The 21,632-nt window shown below is 68.2% G+C and carries 19 protein-coding genes; 10 read left to right on the top strand and 9 right to left on the bottom strand.

What is annotated here, in order from left to right; all coding sequences use genetic code 11:
- Positions 1-532 precede the first annotated feature (532 nt).
- Positions 533-1,918, top strand: a complete 1,386-nt coding sequence (gene fumC / locus JHD63_RS16385; RefSeq protein ID WP_198971875.1) for a class II fumarate hydratase — start codon at positions 533-535, stop codon at positions 1,916-1,918.
- Positions 1,919-1,939: 21 nt separating this feature from the next.
- Here the strand turns inward: fumC and JHD63_RS16380 are convergent, their stop codons facing one another.
- The gene (locus tag JHD63_RS16380; protein ID WP_198971874.1) at positions 1,940-2,539 is read right to left on the bottom strand and encodes a YqhA family protein; all 600 of its coding nucleotides are present in this window, start codon (positions 2,537-2,539) and stop codon (positions 1,940-1,942) included.
- A 137-nt stretch (positions 2,540-2,676) separates the two neighbouring features.
- On the opposite strand from JHD63_RS16380, the gene acs reads away from it, so the two are divergent.
- A complete protein-coding gene (gene acs / locus JHD63_RS16375) occupies positions 2,677-4,671 on the top strand; it encodes an acetate--CoA ligase (protein ID WP_198971873.1) in 1,995 nt (664 codons plus the stop codon).
- 350 nt (positions 4,672-5,021) lie between these two features.
- The gene (locus tag JHD63_RS16370; RefSeq protein WP_198971872.1) at positions 5,022-5,537 is read left to right on the top strand and encodes a LapA family protein; all 516 of its coding nucleotides are present in this window, start codon (positions 5,022-5,024) and stop codon (positions 5,535-5,537) included.
- An 8-nt stretch (positions 5,538-5,545) separates the two neighbouring features.
- On the opposite strand, the gene JHD63_RS16365 is transcribed toward JHD63_RS16370, so the two are convergent.
- A complete protein-coding gene (locus tag JHD63_RS16365) occupies positions 5,546-5,857 on the bottom strand; it encodes a c-type cytochrome (protein WP_198971871.1) in 312 nt (103 codons plus the stop codon).
- A 49-nt stretch (positions 5,858-5,906) separates the two neighbouring features.
- Between JHD63_RS16365 and JHD63_RS16360 the strand changes: the two genes are divergently transcribed.
- Positions 5,907-6,149, top strand: a complete 243-nt coding sequence (locus JHD63_RS16360) for a TIGR04438 family Trp-rich protein (protein WP_198971870.1) — start codon at positions 5,907-5,909, stop codon at positions 6,147-6,149.
- Here the strand turns inward: JHD63_RS16360 and JHD63_RS16355 are convergent.
- The 6 genes from JHD63_RS16355 to ilvD form a co-directional block, all read right to left on the bottom strand.
- Positions 6,146-7,567 (bottom strand): efflux transporter outer membrane subunit, encoded by a 1,422-nt coding sequence (locus tag JHD63_RS16355; protein WP_370590549.1) that lies wholly within the window; start codon positions 7,565-7,567, stop codon positions 6,146-6,148. The genes JHD63_RS16360 and JHD63_RS16355 overlap by 4 nt on opposite strands.
- Positions 7,560-10,745 (bottom strand): efflux RND transporter permease subunit, encoded by a 3,186-nt coding sequence (locus JHD63_RS16350; protein WP_198971869.1) that lies wholly within the window; start codon positions 10,743-10,745, stop codon positions 7,560-7,562. Before JHD63_RS16350 ends, JHD63_RS16355 begins: the two co-directional genes overlap by 8 nt.
- Before the next feature lie 21 nt (positions 10,746-10,766).
- Entirely contained in the window at positions 10,767-11,948 is a 1,182-nt protein-coding gene (locus tag JHD63_RS16345) for an efflux RND transporter periplasmic adaptor subunit (protein WP_370590548.1), read from the bottom strand.
- Positions 11,949-12,045: 97 nt separating this feature from the next.
- Positions 12,046-13,479 carry a sensor histidine kinase gene (locus tag JHD63_RS16340; RefSeq protein ID WP_198971867.1) on the bottom strand — a complete coding sequence of 478 codons (1,434 nt, stop codon included), beginning with the start codon at positions 13,477-13,479 and terminating at the stop codon, positions 12,046-12,048.
- Positions 13,476-14,141 carry a response regulator transcription factor gene (locus JHD63_RS16335; protein WP_198971866.1) on the bottom strand — a complete coding sequence of 222 codons (666 nt, stop codon included), beginning with the start codon at positions 14,139-14,141 and terminating at the stop codon, positions 13,476-13,478. Before JHD63_RS16335 ends, JHD63_RS16340 begins: the two co-directional genes overlap by 4 nt.
- Before the next feature lie 22 nt (positions 14,142-14,163).
- The gene (gene ilvD, locus JHD63_RS16330; protein WP_198971865.1) at positions 14,164-15,858 is read right to left on the bottom strand and encodes a dihydroxy-acid dehydratase; all 1,695 of its coding nucleotides are present in this window, start codon (positions 15,856-15,858) and stop codon (positions 14,164-14,166) included.
- Between the two features lie 103 nt (positions 15,859-15,961).
- On the opposite strand from ilvD, the gene JHD63_RS16325 reads away from it, so the two are divergent.
- Positions 15,962-16,918, top strand: coding sequence for a LysR family transcriptional regulator (locus JHD63_RS16325; RefSeq protein ID WP_198971864.1), 957 nt, complete (start codon positions 15,962-15,964; stop codon positions 16,916-16,918).
- Between the two features lie 20 nt (positions 16,919-16,938).
- On the opposite strand, the gene JHD63_RS16320 is transcribed toward JHD63_RS16325, so the two are convergent.
- A complete protein-coding gene (locus JHD63_RS16320; RefSeq protein WP_198971863.1) occupies positions 16,939-17,907 on the bottom strand; it encodes a LysR family transcriptional regulator in 969 nt (322 codons plus the stop codon).
- A 108-nt stretch (positions 17,908-18,015) separates the two neighbouring features.
- On the opposite strand from JHD63_RS16320, the gene JHD63_RS16315 reads away from it, so the two are divergent.
- From JHD63_RS16315 to JHD63_RS16295, 5 genes are all read left to right on the top strand, one after another.
- The gene (locus JHD63_RS16315) at positions 18,016-18,789 is read left to right on the top strand and encodes an SDR family oxidoreductase (protein WP_198971862.1); all 774 of its coding nucleotides are present in this window, start codon (positions 18,016-18,018) and stop codon (positions 18,787-18,789) included.
- Positions 18,790-18,821: 32 nt separating this feature from the next.
- Entirely contained in the window at positions 18,822-19,091 is a 270-nt protein-coding gene (locus JHD63_RS16310; RefSeq protein WP_198971861.1) for a hypothetical protein, read from the top strand.
- A 128-nt stretch (positions 19,092-19,219) separates the two neighbouring features.
- Entirely contained in the window at positions 19,220-20,059 is an 840-nt protein-coding gene (lgt, locus tag JHD63_RS16305) for a prolipoprotein diacylglyceryl transferase (RefSeq protein ID WP_198971860.1), read from the top strand.
- 247 nt (positions 20,060-20,306) lie between these two features.
- A complete protein-coding gene (locus tag JHD63_RS16300; protein ID WP_198971859.1) occupies positions 20,307-20,978 on the top strand; it encodes a GntR family transcriptional regulator in 672 nt (223 codons plus the stop codon).
- Positions 20,979-21,038: 60 nt separating this feature from the next.
- Positions 21,039-21,632 (top strand): malonyl-CoA decarboxylase N-terminal domain-containing protein (locus JHD63_RS16295; RefSeq protein ID WP_198971858.1); only part of this gene is annotated, 594 nt, incomplete at its 3' end.

Raw genomic sequence — 21,632 nt, 5'->3', positions numbered from 1 at the left:
AGCCGCACCGCCTCTTGCTTGAATTCGAGCGTGTAGCGCGCTCTCGTCGTCTTCCTCATTTACGTCTTCCTTGCTTGTATTGAAACACTCAGCAAGGGATACGTTTTTCGAGGGCAAGGTCAGTTCGGGGTTGGTTTTCCCAACTCTCTTCACCAGATCAGGCTCAGCCCTGTATCCGGCGGGTCAGGTCCAGCGTGACATAGGAGGCGAGGACGGCGATCCGCATCGACGCGGCGACGCCCCAAGGGTTATGTTGGGAGGCGAGAAAGGTTGGGTCGGGTGTCAAGGCGAGTGGTACGGCGGTAAATGGATGACGGATTCACGCCGTGATGGGTACGTAAGAGAAAGGAGAAAGGGAGGCGTGCCCCCCTCTGCCCAGCTCTGCAACCGAGAAGCGGGCCGGAGTTTAACCACCAGGACCCGCTCTGGATGAGAACGGTTTTTGTCTGGGGTTATGCTGGCGGGCTGAGCGCTCCCGCTGCGGCGCCCCCATGCGGAGCCGCTCGACCCCTTACCTGCCACTGACCCGACCATGAGCACACGTACAGAACGCGATACTTTCGGCCCCATCGAAGTCCCAGCCGACCGGCTCTGGGGCGCGCAGACGCAGCGCTCGCTGCAGAACTTCGACATCTCCGGCGAGCAGCAGCCGCGCGAGATCATCAAGGCGCTGGCCCAGGTCAAGCGCGCGTCGGCGGTGGTGAACCACGCATTGGGCCTGCAGGACCAGAAGAAGACCGACGCCATCGTGGCCGCCGCGGACGAGGTCATCGCCGGCCAGCATGCGGGCGAGTTCCCGCTCGTAGTCTGGCAGACCGGCTCGGGCACGCAGACCAACATGAACGTCAACGAAGTGCTGGCCAACCGCGCGAGCGAACTGCTTGGCGGCGAGCGCGGCGAAGGCCGCCTGGTGCACCCGAACGACGACGTCAACCGCAGCCAGTCGAGCAACGACGTGTTCCCCACCGCCATGCACGTGGCCGCCGTCGAGGCCATCACGCACAGGCTGCTGCCGGCCATCGCAAAGCTGCGTGCCACGCTGGAGCAGAAGTCCGCGGACTTCGCCGACATCGTGAAGATCGGCCGCACTCACCTGCAGGACGCCACGCCGCTGACCCTGGGCCAGGAGTTCTCCGGCTGGGTGGCGCAACTGGCGCATGGCGAGCGGCACGTGCGCGACGCGCTGCCGCATCTCTACGAACTGGCGCTGGGCGGCACGGCGGTGGGCACCGGCCTGAACGCGCCCAAGGGCTATGCAGAACGCGTGGCCGCCGAGATCGCCCGGATTACCGGCCTGCCCTTCGTCACCGCGCCGAACAAGTTCGAGGCGCTGGCCTCGGTCGACGGGCTGGTGTTCGCGCACGGCGCGCTCAAGACGCTGGCCGCCGGCATGATGAAGATCGCCAACGACGTGCGCTGGCTCGCCAGCGGCCCGCGCAGCGGCATCGGCGAGCTGAGCATTCCCGAGAACGAGCCCGGCTCGTCCATCATGCCCGGCAAGGTCAACCCGACGCAGAGCGAAGCCGTCACGATGCTGGCCGCGCAGGTGTTCGGCAACGACGTGGCGATCAACTTCGGCGGCGCCTCGGGCAACTTCGAGCTCAACGTCTTCCGCCCGATGGTGGCGCACAACTTCCTGCAGAGCGTGCGGCTGCTGGCCGACGGCATCGTGAGCTTCAACGAGCACTGCGCCGTGGGCATCGAGCCCAACCGCGAGCGCATCACCGAACTGGTCGAGCGCTCGCTGATGCTGGTGACCGCGCTCAACACCCACATCGGCTACGACAAGGCCGCCGCCATCGCCAAGAAGGCCCACAAGGAGGGCACCAGCCTGCGCGAGGCGGCCGTGGCCTCCGGCCATGTGACCGGCGAGCAGTTCGACCAGTGGGTGGTGCCGGGCAATATGGTCGGGCGCTGAGCCGGCCCCGGCGCAAAGGCGTCAGTGCTCTTTCGACGGCGACGACATCAGCCGGTCGGTCAGGGCAATGGCCATGGCCGACAGCAGGAAGGCGATGTGGATCGCGGTCTGGGCGATCAGCACGCGGTCGGTGTAGTTGTCGGCGTTGATGAAGGTCTTGAGCAGGTGGATCGAGCTGATGCCGATGATCGCGGTGGCCAGCTTGACCTTGAGCACCGAGGCGTTCACGTGGCTCAGCCATTCGGGCTGGTCGCGGTGGCCTTCCAGGTTCATGCGGCTCACGAAGGTCTCGTAGCCGCCGACGATCACCATGATGAGCAGGTTGGAGATCATCACCACGTCGATCAGCGCCAGCACCACCAGCATGATCACCGTCTCGTTGAGCGCCGTCACCGGTGCCGAGGTCTTGTAGCCTATGCTGCTCACCAGCGCCTGCAGCGCGGTGGTGCTGCCGAAGGCGGCCTCCACCAGGTGCAGCAGTTCCACCAGAAAATGCACCACGTACACGGCCTGTGCCACGATCAGGCCCAGGTACAGCGGCAACTGGAGCCAGCGGCTGGCGAAGATCAGGTTGGGCAGCGGACGCAGCCGCGGTGACTTGCGCTCGGTAGGGTCGGACATGGGGAGGCCAGTGGGGAAAAGCGGCATTGTAGAGTCGAGCCCAGTCAGTGGCTTGTAAGTGCCTGCGACCACATTAGGACTTGTTCAGCGTTGCCCCAGCGCCGTTTTCGCCAAGACTTTCCCAGGAGACTTCCATCATGAGCGCCGCGTCTTCCATTGAATCCGTGCTGGTCGAGAACCGCGTGTTCCCGCCGTTCGATGCCGCCATGCGCGGGGCGCGCATCTCCGGCATGCCGGCCTACGAAGCCCTGTGCGCAGAGGCGCAGCGCGACTTCGAGGGCTTCTGGGCCCGCCTGGCCCGCGAGAACCTGGTCTGGAGCAAACCCTTCACCCGCGTACTGGACGAAAGCACGCCGCCCTTCTTCAAGTGGTTCGACGACGGCGAGCTCAATGCCTCGGCCAACTGCCTGGACCGCCACATGGGCACGCCGGTCGAGCACAAGACCGCCATCGTCTTCGAGGCCGACGACGGTGCCGTCACCCGCGTCAGCTACCGCGAGCTGCTCGAGCGGGTGTGTCGCTTCGCCAATGCCCTGAAGGCGCGAGGCATCGGCAAGGGCGACCGGGTCATCATCTACATGCCCATGACCATCGAGGGCGTGGTGGCGATGCAGGCCTGCGCCCGCATCGGCGCCACGCACAGCGTGGTGTTCGGCGGCTTCTCGGCCAAGGCGGTGCAGGAGCGCATCATCGACGCGGGCGCGGTGGCGGTCATCACCGCCAACCACCAGATGCGCGGCGGCAAGGCGCTGCCGCTGAAGTCCATCGTCGACGAGGCCATTGCCATGGGCGGCTGCGAATCGGTCCGCACCGTGCTGGTCTACGAGCGCACCCAGAACGCGTGGGAGCGCGTGGCGGGCCGCGACCTCAGCTTCACCGAGGCCCTGGCCGGCCAGAGCGCCGAGTGCGCGCCGCAGCCGGTCGGCGCCGAGCACCCGCTGTTCATCCTCTACACCTCGGGCTCCACCGGCAAGCCCAAGGGCGTGCAGCACAGCACCGGCGGCTACCTGCTGTGGGCCAGGGTCACCATGGACTGGACCTTCGACCTGCGCCCCGAGGACGTCTTCTGGTGCACCGCCGACATCGGCTGGATCACCGGCCACACCTATGTCGCCTACGGCCCGCTGGCGGCCGGCGCCACGCAGGTGGTGTTCGAAGGCGTACCGACCTACCCGGACGCGGGCCGCTTCTGGCAGATGATCGAGCGGCACAAGGTCAGCATCTTCTACACCGCGCCCACGGCCATCCGCTCGCTGATCAAGGCGGCGGAGGCCGACGAGAAGGTGCACCCCAAGCGCTCGGATCTGTCGTCCCTGCGCATCCTGGGCAGCGTCGGCGAACCAATCAACCCGGAAGCCTGGATGTGGTACCACCGCAATGTCGGCGGCGAGCGCTGCCCCATCGTCGACACCTTCTGGCAGACCGAAACCGGCGGCCACGTCATCACGCCGCTGCCGGGCGCCACGCCGCTGGTGCCGGGCTCCTGCACGCTGCCGCTGCCGGGCATCATGGCCGCCATCGTCGACGAAGCCGGCAAGGACATCGAGAACGGCACCGGCGGCATCCTGGTCATCAAGCGGCCCTGGCCGTCCATGGTGCGCACCATCTGGAACGACCCCGAGCGCTTCAAGAAGAGCTATTTCCCCGAGGAAATGGGCGGCAGCATCTACCTGGCCGGCGACGGCGCGGTGCGCAGCGCAGACCGCGGCTACTTCCGCATCACCGGCCGCATCGACGACGTGCTCAATGTCTCGGGCCACCGCATGGGCACCATGGAGATCGAGTCGGCCCTGGTCGCCAAGACCGACCTGGTGGCCGAGGCCGCCGTGGTCGGCCGCCCGGATGACCTGACCGGCGAGGCGATCTGCGCCTTCGTCGTGCTCAAGCGTTCGCGCCCTACCGGCGAGGAGGCCAAGGCCATCGCCAAGGAGCTGCGCGACTGGGTGGCCAAGGAGATCGGCCCGATCGCCAAGCCCAAGGACATCCGCTTCGGCGACAACCTGCCCAAGACCCGCAGCGGCAAGATCATGCGGCGCCTGCTGCGCAGCATCGCCAAGGGCGAGACGATCACACAGGACACCTCCACACTGGAGAATCCAGCCATCCTGGAGCAGTTGGCGCAGACCAACTGATCCAGGACAGCCGCAGGCTGGCGGCGCGCAGCGACGTGGATGGATTCGGGGCCACTCATATTGCGAAGCAATGTGACGTGGCCACAGAACTCAGCCATCCTGGAGCAGTTGGCGCAGACCAACTGATCCAGGACAGCCGCAGGCTGGATGCTATTAATTGTGTAGCTAAAAGCCAAGGCTTCACCTGGGCTTCAGGCGCTTTTCACTTGAATTTCCCAAGGCAGGCGCACGTGTAGGACGGCATCGGCAATTGGGCGTGTGCCGCCTACGGGCGCGGCCCTTTGCGGTAAAAACGGCCAGCGCCGCGGCTGCCACCGGCCGTGCCTTTCACTTCTTACGCTTGCTCCGCCATGATCCGTACCGTTCTGCTTCTCGTCATCGCACTCGCCATTGCCGCGCTGGCCGCGCTCAACTGGGGCACGCTGGCCGCTCCGACGGCGGTGTCCTTCGGGGTCACGGTCGTGCAGGCGCCGCTCGGGCTGATCATGCTCGGGCTGACCGTGCTGCTGGCGGTGTTCTTCGTCGCCTACGTGGTCTATCTGCAAGGCTCGGTGCTGGTCGAAACGCGCCGCCATACCAAGGAACTGCAGGCCCAGCGCGAACTGGCCGACAACGCCGAGGCATCGCGTTTCACCGAGTTGCGCAGCTATCTCGACGCCAAGCTCCAGCAGGCAGAACTGGACGCGCGCCTGGGCCGCGAGGCTTTCCTCGAGCGCATCGCCGCGCTGGAAACCCGGCTGGCGGCCCGGGTGGAGCAGTCCGACAACAGCACCGCTGCCTACATGGGGCAGTTGAAGGATCGGCTGGAACGCGGAGCCGCTGTCAGGGCGGCGCCGGCTTTCGAAGCCGAACCGCCGCTGCGATAGCGATAGCGCTAGCGCAGGCCGAGGATCCAGGCCGCGAGCTTCCTGGCCTCGGCGTCGCTGACCTGCGCGTTGGCGGGCATGGGCACCGGGCCCCAGACGCCCGCGCCGCCCTTCATGATCTTCTGGGCGAGCTGATCGGTCACGTTCTGGCCCGCGTACTTCTGCGCCACGGCCTTGAAGCCCGGGCCCACCACCTTGCGCTCCACCGAATGGCAGGCCATGCAGTTGCGGGCCTTGGCCAGCGCCTCGTCGGCGTGGGCCGGCAGTGCGCCGGCCAGCAGCAGGGCGGTGAGAGCGGTGGTCGGCAGCAGGCGATGCATGGTGGAGGCGCTGGAGTACAGTCTGGGCAGAATTGTAGTGAGGGCCGCCATGTACTTTCTGGGACTCGGAATCATCCTGCTGCTGCTGAAGTGGCTGGCCTACGGCCCGGTCGCCCATTGGTCATGGTGGATCGTGCTCGCACCCTTCGCGCTCGCCGCGGCCTGGTGGGCCTGGGCCGACGGCTCGGGCCTGACCAAGCGGCGCGAAATGGACAGGATGGCCCGCCGCAAGCAGGACCGCATCGACAAGAGCCGGGCCGCTCTGGGCCAGGGGCAGGGCCGCAAGCGCTAGCCTTCGGACGCCAGCACGCCGCCGCCCAGGGCCTGGTACAGCGCGACGGTGTCGCCCAGCAGTGTGCCGTAGGCGGCCACGCGCGCGGCCTGCGCCTGCAGCCAGGCCTGCTGCGCCGCCAGCACCGAAGGCTGCGAACTGTAGCCCTGGCGCAACTGCAACTGGGTCAGCTCGAAGCTGGTGCGGGTCGCTGCCTCGCTGGCCTCGGCCATGCGCAGCGAGCGCGTGTCGATGTCCAGCGCATAGAGCGTGTCGGCCACATTCTGGAACGCGCCGAGCACCGTGCCGCGGTACTGTGCCGCGGCGGCCTGCAGCTCGGCCTCTGCCGCGCGCTGCCGCGCCGACAGCGTGCCCCCCGAGAAGATTGGCTGCAGCAGGCCCAGTGCGAGCGCCCAGGTGCCGTTGCCGGCGGCGAACATCTGCGAGAAGGCGGTGGCACCGCCGCCCAGGGCCGCGGTGATGGACAACTGCGGCAGCCGGGCGGCCTTGGCTACGCCAATGGCCGCGCTGGCAGCCTGCACCTGGGTCTCGGCTGCGCGCACGTCGGGCCGCTGCGCCACCAGGTCGGAGGCCACGGCGGTGGGCAACTGCGGCAGGCGGACGGAGGACAGCGCCATCGCAGGCAGCGGCGTGTCGGGCGTCTGGCCGCCCAGGACGGCGATCAGGTTGCGCGTCTGCTCCAGCTGCTTCTGCAGCGGGGGCAACTGCTGCTGCATCTGGATCAGCAGGTTCTCCTGCGTGGCGACCTCCAGCCCGCTGGCATAGCCGTTGCGCTGCAGCTTGCGCATGTAGCGCAACTGCTCCTGCGTGGTGGCGACGGCCTGGCCGAGCAGCGCGCTCTGCTCGGCCAGCATGGCCGCCTGCAGGGCTGCGGCCACCAGGTTGCTGGCGAGTGTCAGGCGCGCGGCCTCCAACTGGAGGCGCTGGCCTTCCTCGGCCGCCTGCAGGCCCTCGACCTGGCGGCGGTTGGCGCCGAAAACGTCGGGCGCGTAGCTGATGTTGAGCTGTGCCGTGTGGTAGTTGTAGAGCGTGGCGCCCGAATTCAGCGGTGGCGACAGCGAATCCCCGACCTTCTGGCGGCTCGCGTTGTAGCCGGCCGATAGGCTGGGAAAGAAGAAGCCGCGCTGGGCGATCACGTTCTCGCGCGCGGCCTTCAGCGTAGCCTGCGCCGCCTCGATGGTGGGGCTGCGGGCCAGCGCCTGGGCCACCATGGCGTCCAGCGTGGGCGAGCCGAAAGCCTTCCACCAGTCCCGTGCCACCGGGCCGCCGCTGCCGGCCGTGGCCAGCGGTTCGCGCGTAAGGGCGGCCGGAGTCGGTACCGCGGGCTTCACATAGTCGGGGCCGACCGCGCAGCCGCCGACGGCCAGCGCGATGAAGCCGATGAAGATGCGCCTGTCCGGCAGATGTCGATCAACCACGCTTGCCTCCCAAACCGATGCGCCGCCTGGTGAGCTTGACCCGGCGCAGCACCGCCAGCCGCAGAGCCGGCACCACCAGCAGCAGGAAGAGGGGGCCGATCAGCATGCCGCCCACCACCACCGTGGCCAGTGGCCGCTGCACCTCGCTGCCGATGCTGTGCGACATGGCCGCGGGGAACAGCCCTATGCAGGCCGACAGGGCCGTCATCAGCAGCGGCCGCATGCGGTGCTCGTAGGCCTCGCTCACCGCCTGCAGGTCGCTGCGGCCCTGCAGCCGCAGTTGCTTGAAGTAGCTCAGGATCAGGATGCCGTCCATCACGGACACCCCCAGCAGCGAGATGAAGCCGATGACCGCCGAAATGCTCAGCACCTGGCCGGTGACGGACAGTGCCAGCACGCCGCCCAGCACGGTGAAGGGCACCGCCGCCAGCGTCAGCAGGCTGTAGGTGAAGTTGCTGAAAAGCGCGTACAGCAGCACCAGCACCAGCGCCACGGCGATCGGGATCGCGATCATCATCCGCGCCTTGGCCTGCTGCAGCGCCTCGAACTCACCGGCATAGAGGATGCGATAGCCCTGTGGCAGCTTGACTTCGGCGGCCACCCTGCGCTGCACTTCGGACACGGTGCCGCCCAGGTCGCGGCCGCGCGCGCTGAACTTGATCGGAATGAAGCGCTCGTTGCTCTCGCGGTAGATGTAGGTGGCGCCGGTATCCAGCGAGATGGTGGCTACGTCCGTCAGCGGAATGAAGGACGTGCCGCCCCCGTTGGTCGCATAGCCCACGCGCAGCGCTTTGACCGCGTCCAGCGACGAGCGCTGCTCACCCTGGAAGCGCACCGTCAGGCCGTACTGGCGGTCGCCCTCCAGCACCGTGGTGGCGCTGACGCCGCCCATCGCGGTCTGGATCGCCGTGGCGATGTCGCCGGTGTTCAGCCCGTAGCGTGCGGCGCGGGCACGGTCGATGTGGACGTTCAGGTTGGGCTGCCCCAGGACGTGGAACACGCCGAGGTCGGCCACGCCATCGACCTTGGCCATGACGTCCACCACCTGGTCGGCCAGGTGCTCCAGCGTGGGCAGATCCGGGCCGATGATCTTCACCGAGTTGGCGCCCTTCACGCCGGACAGCCCCTCCTGCACGTTGTCCTGGATGTACTGCGAGAAGTTGAAGCCCACGCCCGGGAATTCGGTCTCGAACTTGGCCTGCAGCTCGCTGACGAGCCGGTCCTTGGTCATGCCCGGGCGCCACTGGTCGAACGGCTTGAGCGGCGCGAACAGCTCCACGTTGTTGAAGCCCGAGGCATCGCTGCCGTCGTCGGGCCGGCCGTGCTGCGACACGATGGTGATGACCTCGGGGTACTCCTTGATCAGCTCGCGCATGCGGTTGACCTTCTCGCTGCCGGCTTCGAGCGAGATGGTGGGCGGCATCGAGGCCCGGATCCAGAGGTTGCCTTCCTCGAGCGCGGGCAGGAATTCGCTTCCCAGCCGGCTGCCGAGCACCGCGCCGCCCAGCAGCGCCACGCAGCCGATGACGATGACCAGGCGCGTGTGGGCCAGCACCCAGTGCAGCGCCGGCTTGTAGACGCGGTGGATGGCGCGCACGAAGAGGGTTTCCTTCTCCTCGACCTTGCGCGGCAGCAGGTAGCTGGCCAGCACTGGCGTGATGGTGAAGGTGGCCAGCAGCGCGCCCCCCAGCGCATAGCCGTAGGTGCGTGCCATCGGGCCGAAGATCTGGCCTTCCACGCCCTGCATGGCGAACAGCGGCGTGAACGCGGCGATGGTGATGCAGGTGGAGAACAGCACCGAGCTGTCGACCTGGATCGCGCTCAGGTAGATCATGCGCAGCCGCGCCGTCCAGCCCATGGCCGGGTCGGTGCGCAGGCCGTCGGGGCCGTGCGACATCGCGCGCAGCGCCATCGCCCGCTGCGCGGAGGGCTGCTGGAAGTTGCGGAAGATGTTCTCGACCAGGATCACCGCCGAGTCCACGATGATGCCGAAGTCCACCGCCCCCAGCGACAGCAGGTTCGCCGACTCATTCGTCAGCACCAGCATCATGATGCTGAAGAACAGCGCGAACGGAATGTTCACGCTCACGATGACCGCGCTGCGCAGGTCGCCGAGGAATATCCACTGGATCAGGAACACCAGCACGCAGCCGAAGATCAGGTTGTGCAGCACGGTGTGGGTGGTGACGCCCACCAGCACCGCGCGGTCGTAGTAGGGCTCCAGCTTCACGCCCGGCGGCAGGCTGCCGTCGGAATTGAGCTTCTCCACGGCCGTCTTGACGCGCCCGATCACGTCGTTGGTATGCAGCGTGCGGTTCATGATGACCACGCCGGTCACCACGTCGTGCTCGGCATCGCGGCCGGCTTCACCCAGGCGCGGCATCGTGCCTTCCACGATGCGCGCCACGTCCTTGACCTGCGTGGGCAGCCCGTTCTGCTGCCCGACGACGATGTTGCCGATGTCCTCCAGCTTCTCCACCAGGCCCAGGCCGCGGATGTTGACCGACTGGTCGCCCACGCTCACGGCCCGGCCGCCGACGTTGAGGTTGGCGTTGCCGATGGACGAGACCAGTTGCTGCAGCGTCACCCCGTGCGATTCGAGCAGCTTCGGATCGGCCTCGACGTGGTACTCCTTGGTGGTGCCGCCCCAGGTGACCACCTGCACCACGCCGGGGACGGTGAGCAGGCGGCGTTGGATCACCCAGTCCTGCAGCGAGCGCAGCTCGGTGAGGCTGTAGCTCGAAGGGCCCTTGACCTGGTAGCGCAGGATCTCGCCCACCAGGCTGGAGGCCTGGATCTGCGGCTGCACGCCATTGGGCAGGCTGACGTTGGCCTGCAGGTTGTTGGCCACCTGGGTCAGCGCGAAGTAGTAGTCCGTGTCGTACTTGAAGGTCACGCGCACGAAGGACAGGCCGTAGAACGAGGTCGAGCGGATGTTGTCCACGCCCGGCGTGGTGGCCAGCCCGACTTCCATCGGCCGGGTGTAGTAGCGCTCCATTTCCTCGGCGGACAGGCCGGGAGCCTGGGCCGTGATTTCCAGGATCACGGGCGCAGGATTGGGGTAGGCCTCCACATTGAGCTTGAGAAAGGCGAGCACGCCCAGCGCAAGAAAGGCCAGCAGGCCGAGCAGGACGATGGGCCTTCGCGACAGCACGAAGGCCAGCAGGGGACGAAACACGGGCAGGCTCCTGGTCTGGCGCTACTGCGCGTCGGTTTCGTACAGGTTGCTCAGGAACAGGGCATTCCTGCGCGCCAGGCGTTCACCGGCCTTCAGCCCTTGCGTGATCTGGACCCGGCCGCCTTCGCTGCGGCCGATGACGACCTCGCGGCGTACGAAGCGCTGCCCCTGCGTGTCCTCGGCATCCGCCACCCACACCGCGTTCATGCCATTGCTCTCGCGCACCACGGCCGCGGCCGGCACCGCCACGCCGGTCTGCGGCGCGGAAAGGGCGATGCTGAAGTCCGCCAGCATCTGTGGGCGCAGCTGGTGGGCGGGGTCGTTCACCTCGGCCCGCACGATCAGCCGGCGGGTGCTGGCGTCCACGCTGTCGCCCACGTACGAGACGCGGCCGGTGAAGGTCTTGTCGGGCCACGCCTGCACCCGCACGCTGACCTGCTGGCCGATGCGGTAGAGCGAGAACTCGGACTCCGGCACATTGGCCTCCATCCAGAGCGTGCGCATGTCCGCCACGGTGACCGGCGCCGGTGCGGTACCGGGCTGCACCAGCAAGCCGACCTGCGCGACGCGCGCCGTCACGCGGCCGGCGATCGGGCTCTTCACCGGCATTTCGACGTCGACGCTGTGCTCGCGCTCGATGCGTGCCACGTCAGCATCGGTCAGGCCGAACAACTGCAGGCTCTTGCGCGCCGTGCGATACGCCGCGTCGGCGGCCTGCTGGTCCGCCTGGTTCTGCTGCAGTTCCTTCTGCGGGATGCTGTTGTCCTGCGCCAGCACCTTGGCGCGCCGCAGCGTCTCGTCGGCCGCACGCAGGGCGCCAGCAGTCGAGATCAGGCTTGACGCCGCCTGGGCGATGTCCGGCACGTTGACCGTGTAGAGCGTCTGGCCAGCCTTGACGTCGTCGCCGGCCTTGACCAGTACGCGCGCGATGCGTCCCTGGTAGGCGGTGTACACGGGAACGGTGCGGTCCTGGTTGAAGTCGATGTTGCCGATGGTCTGGCGCACGTTGGCGAACTGCTGCTCGCCCGCCGGCCCCACGTCCAGAGCCGCCGTCTGGGCGGTGCCAACGCGTACCGTCTCCGGTGCCACCTTGCCGGTGCCGCTGGGTGTGGCGAGCGCCGGGGCCGTGGCCGCCTGCGGCCTGCTGTCGAAATACCAGGCGCCGCCGGCGGCCAGCGCGAGCACCACTGCCGAAAGCACCACTGCGCCCCGCCGTGCCCGCGTTCTCGATGAAAACCTTGCCATCCCTGCACTTCCCCGTGATTGCGCTGCACACCTGTGGCAACGTGCTCGGGGCAGTCTATGCAGGCAAGCTTTTCGTTTCCTTTAAGGGCAGCCGGATGTCGATGCGGGTGCCCGCGACGCCGCCGCTTGAGCTGCGGGCCGAAAGGCTGCCGCCCATGCTCTGCACCACCCGCTGGGCAATAGAGAGGCCCAGCCCCGAACCTTCTGGCTGCCCGTGGGCGCCGCGCCAGAAGGGCAGGAACATGCGTTGCAGCGTATCGGCATCGAGTGCCGGCCCGTCGTCGCACACGCTGATGCGGACCTCGTCCTGCTCCACTGCCAGGTCGAGCGCGACGTTCGGCCCGCCGTAGCGCAGCGCGTTGTCGATCAGGTTGGACAGCACCTCGCCGAGCAGGGTGGGGGAGCCGCGTACCAGGGCTGGCGGGGCCGCCGCGCGCCCGTCCGCGCCAGGCAGTTGCAACTGCTTGTGTGCGGCCAGGGCCGGGCCTTGCCAGCGAGCGCCGACCTCGGCCAGCATGGCGGCGCAGTCGAACACCTGGTCTTCCACCGCTGCGGCGTTCTCGGCCCGGGCAAAGGCCAGCAACTGGCGTACCAGGCGCGCGGCGCGACCTGCCACCTCGTCGAGCTGGGCCAGCACCTGGGCGTCGGCGGGCTGCCCGGGGTCGGCGCGCTGGATGCGGCGCATGTCGCCCACCAGCAGGCGTATGCCGGCCACCGGGGTCTGCAATTGGTGGGCGGCGTCGGCCACGAAGCGGCGCTGCTCGTCGATGGCCGCCTTCAGGCGCAGCACCAGTTCGTTGGTGTGCTGCACCAGATCGCGCAGTTCGGCCGGCACGTCCTCCGTGGGTAGCGGCGACAGATCGTGCAGCCCGTGCTGAGCCACTTCGGCGCTGATGCGGCGCGTCTGCGCCAGGCCATGGCGTATGCCCAGGTAGAACAGCGGAACGATGACGAAGCCCACCAGCGCCGCCGGCATGAAGATGGCCAGCGCAATCTCGCGCGACACATGCTCGCGCGCCGCCTTGGATTCGGCCACGATGACCCATACCGGCTCGTCGGCGGGGGTGGGCGCAAGCCGCAGGGCCACGGCGCGCAGCACGCTGCCGCCGGTGCGCAGGTCGAAGAGTTGCGGCGTCCCGGTGCTTGTGGCCAAGGTCTGCTGAGGCAGGTCCATGGCCAGGTTGCCCACCAGCGTGCGGCCGGCCTCGGTGCGCACCAGGTAATGGGAGCGGGCCAGCGAGTCGAAGACCAGCGAGTCGGCGGTTTCCTCGTCGGCCAGCGAACTGGCACGCCCCTGGGTCCAGCGCAGTTGGGCCGCCAGGGCCCGCGCGTCGTCGGTCAGCAGGCGGTCGAACGACGTGTTGGTGGTGCGGCCCGCCAGCCAGTAGGCCGCTCCCGTGGCCAGCAGCGCCGAGGCCACCCAGAGCGACAGCAGGGGGGTGAGCAGTTGTCGCCAGAGGCTGCGCGCCGGCCAGCGCAGCGAGGTCATTGCGCCTCCAGCGCGTAGCCCACGCCGCGGACCGTCACGATAGTGACGCCGGCCACGGCAAGCTTGCGCCGCAGCTTCAGGATGTAGATCTCCACCGCATTGGCGCTGAAGTTGGACTCCCAGCTCGACATGGCCGAGATGATGCGGCTCTTGGGCACGGCCGTGCCGGGCGAGGCCATCAGCAGTTCGACCAGCGCCGCCTCGCGCGGGCTGAGCGGCAGGCGTTCCTCCCGGCAGCGCAGTTCGCGGCTGTCGGTGTTGAAGCTCAAGGCTCCGACCACCAACAGGTTGCTGCTGTTGCCGCGCCGCCGTCGCGTGATGGCGCGCAGGCGGGCGATCAGCTCTTCCGGTTCGAAAGGCTTGGGCAGGTAGTCGTCCGCGCCCTCATTGAGGCCGCGCAGCCGGTTGGGCAGCTCGTCACTGGCGGTAAGGATCAGCACCGCCAGGTCCTGGCCGTGGGTGCGCCAGTGGCGCAGCACCTCGAAGCCGCCGCGCCGCGGCAGGCCCAGGTCCAGCACGGCAGCGTCGTACTGCTCGGTGGCGGTCGCGGCCAGCGCGAATTCGCCATCCGTGACCGCATCGACCTGCCAGCCCTCGGCCTGCAGCGCGCGCGCCACGCCGAGACGCAGCGCGGGGTCGTCCTCCACCAGCAAGACGCGCATGGCGTGGCGCCCGCCGGCCGCGTCAGTAGTTGTCCAGCACGGCGCCCTTGCTGGCGCTGGCCGCGTTGAACGCGAACTTGGCCTGCACGCCGCGCGTGTAGCGCGGTGGAGGGGGTGTCCAGCCTTCACGGCGCCTGGCGATCTCGGCCTCGGGCACGTTCAGCTCCAGCTTGAGCTGGTGCGCGTCGATGGTGATCGAGTCGCCCTCGTTGACGAAGGCGATGGTGCCGCCGGCCGCGGCCTCGGGCGCGACGTGGCCCACCACCATGCCCCAGGTGCCGCCGGAGAAGCGGCCGTCGGTGATCAGGCCCACGCTCTCGCCCAGGCCGGCGCCGATCAGCGCGCCCGTGGGTGCCAGCATTTCCGGCATGCCCGGGCCGCCCTTGGGGCCGAGGTAGCGCAGCACCATCACGTCGCCGGCCTTGATCCTGCCGTCCAGAATGGCCTTGAGCGCCGACTGCTCGTCGTCGAAGACGCGCGCCGGGCCTGTGATGACCGGGTTCTTCAGGCCGGTGATCTTGGCCACGGCGCCTTCGGGCGAGAGGTTGCCCTTGAGGATGGCAAGGTGGCCTTCGGCGTACATCGGCTTGTCGATCGGGCGGATCACGTCCTGGTCGGCACGCGGTGCGTCCGGCACGTCCTTGAGCACTTCGGCGATGGTCTGGCCGGTGATGGTGATGCAGTCGCCACGCAGCAGGCCGGCGTTGAGCAGCACCTTCATGACCTGCGGAATGCCGCCGGCCTGGTGCAGGTCCACCGCCAGATACTTGCCAGAAGGCTTCAGGTCGCACAGCACTGGCGTCTTCTTGCGGATGCGCTCGAAGTCATCGATGGACCATTCCACGCCCGCCGCGTGCGCAATGGCCAGGAAGTGCAGCACCGCATTGGTCGAGCCGCCGGTAGCCATGATCACGGCCACGGCGTTCTCGATGGCCTTCTTGGTGACGATGTCGCGCGGCTTGATGTCCTTCCTGATCGCCTCGATCAGCACCCTGGCCGATTCCTTGGCCGAGTTGGCCTTTTCGTCATGCGGGTTGGCCATGGTGGACGAGTAGGGCAGGCTGATGCCCAGGGCCTCGAAGGCGCTGGACATGGTGTTGGCGGTGTACATGCCGCCGCAGGAGCCGGTGCCGGGTATGGCGCGCATCTCGATCTCGCGCAGGTCCTCGTCGCTCAGGTTGCCGGCCGCGTTCTGGCCCACGGCCTCGAACACGCTGACGATGTTCAGGTCCTGGCCCTTGTAGCGGCCCGGCAGGATGGTGCCGCCGTAGACATAGATCGCCGGCACGTTGGCGCGCAGCATGCCCATCAGGCCGCCGGGCATGTTCTTGTCGCAGCCGCCCACGACGAGCACGCCGTCCATCCACTGTCCCTGCACGCTGGTTTCCACGCAATCGCTGATGACCTCACGGCTTACCAGGCTGTACTTCATGCCTTCGGTACCCATGGCCATGCCGTCGCTGATGGTGGGCGTGCCGAACACCTGCGCATTGCCGCCGGCTTCCTCGATGCCCTCTATCGCCGCGTCGGCCAGCTTCTGCAGGCCCGAGTTGCAGGGCGTGATGGTGCTGTGGCCGTTGGCTACGCCGACCATGGGCTTCTTGAAGTCGCCCTCCTGGTAGCCCATGGCGTAGTACATGGAGCGGTTGGGCGCGCGCGACTTGCCTTCGGTGATGTTGGCGCTGCGGCGGTTGATCTTGATCGGTTTGGTGTCCATGGTGGTTCTTGGGGTCGTGGGGTGGATCGGAGCAGCCCAAGTATCAGGCTTCTGATTGATTGCTTCCAATCCATTCTCAAGCAAGCATTGATATGCTTGGCATATGAATGAAGCCCTGATCGACCTGCGCGCCTGGCGCCAGTTCATGGCCGTGGCCGAGGAACTGCACTTCGGCCGCGCCGCGCAACGCCTGCACATGACGCAGCCGCCGGTGACGCAGGCCATCGCGCAACTCGAAAAATCCCTGGGCGTGATGCTGTTCGACCGCACCCGGCGGCGCGTGGCGCTCACGCCGGCGGGCGAAGCGCTGCTGCCCGACGTGCGCGACCTGCTGGCCCGCGCTCAGGCGCTGCCGGCGCGCGCCCGTGCGGCGGCAGCGGGGCAGGTGGGGCGGGTGCGCATCGCCTTCGTATCGACGGTCGGCTTCGAGCGGCTGCCGGCCTGGGTGCGCGAGTTTCGCGTGCTCTGCCCCGAGGTGGCGCTGGAACTGGTCGAGGCGACCGGCGACGTCCAACTAGAGGCCTTTGCGCGCGGCGAGATCGATGCCGGGCTGATGCTGCACTCCCCCGGCGCGGCGCCGCCGGGGCTCGCACGGCTCGCCGTGTCGCAAGAGCCGCTGGTGCTTGCGCTGCCGGAGCGGCATGCGCTGGCGCACGCGCCCAGGCTGCGCATGGCCGAGGTGCTCGCCGAGCCGCTGGTGATTTTCCCGCGCCGCATCGTGCCGTCGCTGCACGACGCGATCTTTGCCCTCTACCACGCGGCAGGGCGGGCGCCGCAACTGGCGCAGGAGGCGATCCAGATGCAGACCATCGTCAACCTGGTCTCCGGCGGCATCGGCGTGGCCTGGGTCCCCGAGAGCGTCACGCAGTTCCGGCGTGCGGGCATCGTGTACCGGCGCGCCGAAGCGTTCGCTCCTGCGGCGCGGCGCCGCGGTGCGCTGGCGCTGCCGGCCTGTGAGACCAGCCTGGTGTGGCCCGGGCAGGCCACGGATCCGTCGCTGGCGCGCTTTGTCGCATTCGTGCGGGAGCGCGGCGCGGTGAGCAACGCCACGGAAGAATGAGCGGGCGTGTGAGGTAGACCTCAGCGCCGCTCCGGCTGCATGTTCGTCTGACGCGCCTTGCGCAGGCGGGCGGGACCGGGCCTTGATGGTGGGTCGAGCGAGTCCGCCAGTTGCGCTTCGAGCCAGGCGGCGAAGGCCTGCACGCGGCGCGACAGGTTGCGCCGGTGCGGGTACACCAGATGCACTGGCAGCGGCTCGGCACGTGCTTCGGGCAGCACCTCGAGCAGTTCACCGGCTGCGAGGTGCTCGCGAACGTCGTAGGCCGGGACCTGGATCAGGCCCAGGCCCGCCAGCGCGAAGGCGATGTAGATGTCGGCGTTATTGGCCGACACCTGGCTGCGCATGCGCAGCGACGTGGTCCTGCCGTCGTCACTCCACTCCCACGGTGCTGCGCGCCCGCTGTTGGGCGATGCATAGTTGACGGCTGTGTGCCGCGGCAGATCGGCGGTCGTGCGCGGCGTGCCGTGGCGTTCGAGGTAGGCCGGGCTCGCGCAGTTGATGAGCGTGAAATGCCCGAGCGGTCGCGCCACCAGGCTGCTGCTGGCCAGCGGCCCCACGCGCAGCGCGCAATCGACGCCTTCGAGCACCAAGTCTATCGCGCGGTCACCGGAGCCCAGTTCCAGCTCGATGCCCGGATGCCGCTCGAAGAAGCCCGGCAGCGCCGGCGCGATCAGCCGCCGCGCGATGCGGCTCGGCAGGTCGACTTTCAGCCGCCCGCTCACCTGGCCGTGGGCTGGCAGAAACTGCTGCTCGATGTCTTCCATGTCGGCCACCAGTTCGCGCGCGCGCTCGAGCATCACCTCGCCGTCGGGCGTGAGGCCGACGCGGCGCGTGGTTCGGTGCAGCAGGCGCGAGCCGAGGCGGGTCTCCAACTGCTGCACGGCTGTGGAGACGGTGGCGCGCGGCAGGCCCAGGCGGTCGGCGGCGCGGGTGAAGCTGCCGGTTTCGGCCACGCGCACGAAAACCTGGAGGAGGTCGATACGGTCCATTGTTTTTGGATTTTCGAACAGTCTAGCCTTGAATGATTGATTTATCTGTGTGCTGGCAATCAATAGAGTCAAGGCTTCCGTAAACCGTCAACACGAGGGGTCACTCCAATGTCCGCACGCACACTCAAGAACAAGGTCGCCGTCATTGCCGGCGGCGGCAAGAATCTGGGCGCTCTCATCGGCCACCTGCTGGTCGACGGGGGAGCCCGCGGTATCGCCGTCCACTACAACAGCGACGCCTCGCGCGCCGATGCCGAAAAAACCGCTGCCGAGCTCAAGGCCAAGGGCGCGGACACGCTGCTGGTGCAGGGAGATCTCTCGGCGGTCGGCAACAACGCGAAGCTGTTCGACCAGGCCGTGAAGCACTTCGGCCAGGTCGACATCGCCGTCAACACCGCGGGCGTGGTCATCAAGAAGCCAATCCTCGACGTGACCGAGGCCGACTATGACAAGAGCTTCGACGCCAATGCCAAGGCAGCCTTCTTCTTCATCCAGCAGGCCGGCCGCACCATGGCCGACGGCGGCAGCATCGTCACGCTGGTCAGCTCGCTGCTGGCGGCCTACACGCCGTTCTACGCGATCTACCCGGCCTCGAAGGCGGCCGTGGAGCACTACACCCGCGCCGCCTCCAAGGAGTTCGGCGAGCGCGGCATCTCGGTCAACGCCATCGGCCCCGGGCCCATGGACACGCCGTTCTTCTACGGGCAGGAAAGCCAGGAGGCCGTCGCCTACCACAGCAGCGCCGCGGCGCTGAGCAAGTTCTCGAAGAAGGGCCTGACCGACATCGAGGACATCGCGCCCATCGTGCGCTTCCTGGTCACCGAAGGCTGGTGGATCACCGGCCAGACCATCTTCGCCAACGGCGGCTACACCACGCGCTGATCGGGCAAGATGGCGCCAGAAGGAGCGACGAGATGCATACGATCATGGTGATGGGCGGCGGCTTCGCGTTGCTGGTGGTGTTTCTTCTGGCAGGGCGCCTCATGGGCGACGGCTCCGCGCTCGCGCTGGCCACTGCGGCCAAGTGGTTCATTCCGGCCTGGTTCGTGGGCGCCGGCATCAACATGGCCGTGGGGGTCCTCAAGGCGGGGTACTCGGTGGCCGAGGAATTGCCGATCTTCCTGCTGGTCTTTGCGGTGCCGGCGGCCGTGGCGGCGCTGCTGTGGTGGAGGCTCGGGCGCTGAGGCATTGATTTTTTGTGGAACACCGCGGAGCCGGCTTTGCCGCGCCGCCGGTGTTGCTCCTGAGGGGAGATGCGACACGAGTTGAGCGAAGCCTGGGGAGGGCCACATGCTGCGGGCACAATCTGCGAATGCTCATGTATCCGCAGATCAATCCCATCGCCCTGCAACTCGGGCCGCTGGCCATCCACTGGTACGGCCTGACCTACCTGGCGGGTTTCGCACTGTTCCTGTTCCTGGGCAACCTGCGGCTGCGGCACCAACCCTATGCCTCGATGCCCGAGGGCCGCGCCTGGACCCGCAAGGACGTGGAGGACATCCTGTTTCTCGGAGTGGCAGGCGTCGTGCTGGGCGGGCGGCTGGGCTACTGCTTCTTCTACAAGCCCGGCTACTACGCCACTCATCCGCTGGAGATCTTCTACATCTGGCAGGGCGGCATGAGCTTCCATGGCGGCCTGCTGGGCGTGATCGGATCCATGCTGTGGTTCGCGCATTCGCGCCGCCGGCCCTGGCTGGAGGTGGCGGACTTCGTCGCACCCTGCGTGCCCACCGGGCTGGCGGCCGGGCGTGTCGGCAACTTCATCAACGGCGAACTTTGGGGCCGCTTCTGCGACCCGTCACTGCCCTGGGGCATGGTGTTCCCGCAGAGCGGTTCGATGCTGCCGCGGCACCCATCGCAGATTTACCAGTTCCTGCTGGAGGGCCTGCTGCTGTTCGTGCTGCTGTGGCTTTATGCGCGCAAGGAGCGCCGGCAGGGCCAGGTGGCGGCGGCCTTCCTGGTGGGCTATGGCAGCCTGCGCTTCATCGCCGAATTCTTCCGCGAGCCCGACAGCTTCCTGGGGCTGCTGCCGCTGGGCATGAGCATGGGCCAGTGGCTGTGCCTGCCGATGATCGTGGCGGGCCTGTGGCTCGGTTGGCGCAGCCGCAGGCCGCGCGGCGGTCAGGGTAGAACGGACGCACTCCAGCCGTAGTTGAACCAAGGCGCGCCCTGCGGAAGCGCCGCGTGCGGCGTCTGCTGCGCCTCGCCATCTCAGGCCGGCGCGTCGGCCCGCAGGTGATACAGGCACTCCCTCGCTTGCGTAGCTCGGCGATCTCGCCATAATTACCAATAATTATGGGAAATAATGGCGCTTCTGCCTTCACGGACCTGGCAGTCCACCGCGTGCCGGGCGGGGAGCCCCATTGCACGCGCGGCCGGGGCCGGGCTGGAGGCCGTTGATGCGCGTGGTGTCCAAATCCCTGCATGCCGAAGTCGCCGCCACGCTGCGCGAGCAGATCTTCGGCGGCCTGATTCCGCCAGGCAGTTTTCTGGATGAGGCCGCGCTGTGCGAGCGGCTGGCGATCTCGCGCACGCCACTGCGCGAGGCCTTGAAGGTGCTCACCGCCGAAGGGCTGTTGCGGCACGAGCCGCGCAGGGGCTGCTTCGTCAACGAGGTGACCGAGCGCGACCTGGACGAGATATTCCCCGTGATCGCGCTGCTGGAGGGCCGCTGCGCGCAGGAGGCGGCCGGCCATGCCACCGACGCCGACATCGCAGTGCTGGAAGTGCTGCACGAACGGCTGCAGCGCCACGCCAAGGCGCAGCGCATCCAGGACTACTATGAGGCCAATCTGGCCATCCACGAAGCCATCATCACCCTGGCCGGCAACCGTTGGCTGGCCCAGGTGATCGGCGACCTGCGCAAGATCATGAAGCTCGCGCGGCTGCAGCAACTGCATGCTCCAGGGCGGCTGGAGCAGAGCCTGGCCGAGCATCTGGCCATATTCGCCGCGATCAAGGCACGCGACGGACAGGGGGCCGATGCCGCCATGCGCACCCATCTCACGCGCCAGCGCGAGGCCCTGCGCGAGGTCGCCCGGCAGCAGAGGATCGCGAGGATTGCGTCATGAGTTCCCGCCCGGCTTCCATGAAGGCAGCCCGTAGCGCGGCAGGCGGCACGGAGGTACCCGATGAACACCACTGACTGGATTGCCCGCCTGCGCCCGGCGGCCCGCCTGCAGGGCGAACTGCTCGTTGCCCCCGAGGCCCCCGCGGCCGCCGGCCGGCGGCCGCGAAGCACGCATGAGCGGCTGCAGGCCACGCTGCGGCGCCGGGACGGCGAGGCCATGTCGCCCCGCGCCCTGCGCAAGGTGCAGGCCATGCTGCAGGCCGTGGCCGATCCGCATGCCAGCGAGGTCGAAGGCGGCCGCCATGCGGCCGCCTTTGCCGACTGGTACGCAGCGGCGGCACCCGAGGAGCGTCGCGATGGGTGGCTGCTGATGAGTGAGCAGTTCGCCCCCGATGCGGCCAAGGTCCAGGCCGCGGGCCAGGGCTACGAGACCGCGGCCGGTTCCCCGGAGGCAGGGCAGGCCGAAATCCGGTTGCGCCGCGCGCTGGTGTCGCCGCGCACACGGCTGCTGCAACGCTTCTCGGTGCCGCCCGAGGGCATGCGCTTCCTGGTCGATCTGCGCGCCGAACTGCTGCCGCACCTGCGCGGCGACAAGCGCCTTGCCACGCTGGATGCCGAGCTGGAACACCTGTTCTCCACCTGGTTCGACGTCGCT

It is taken from the genome of Xylophilus sp. ASV27, from assembly GCF_016428875.1.
Classification (GTDB): Bacteria; Pseudomonadota; Gammaproteobacteria; order Burkholderiales; family Burkholderiaceae_C; genus Xylophilus.
Note: the sequence above shows the minus strand (reverse complement) of the source record. Positions and strands in the feature narration are given on the sequence as shown.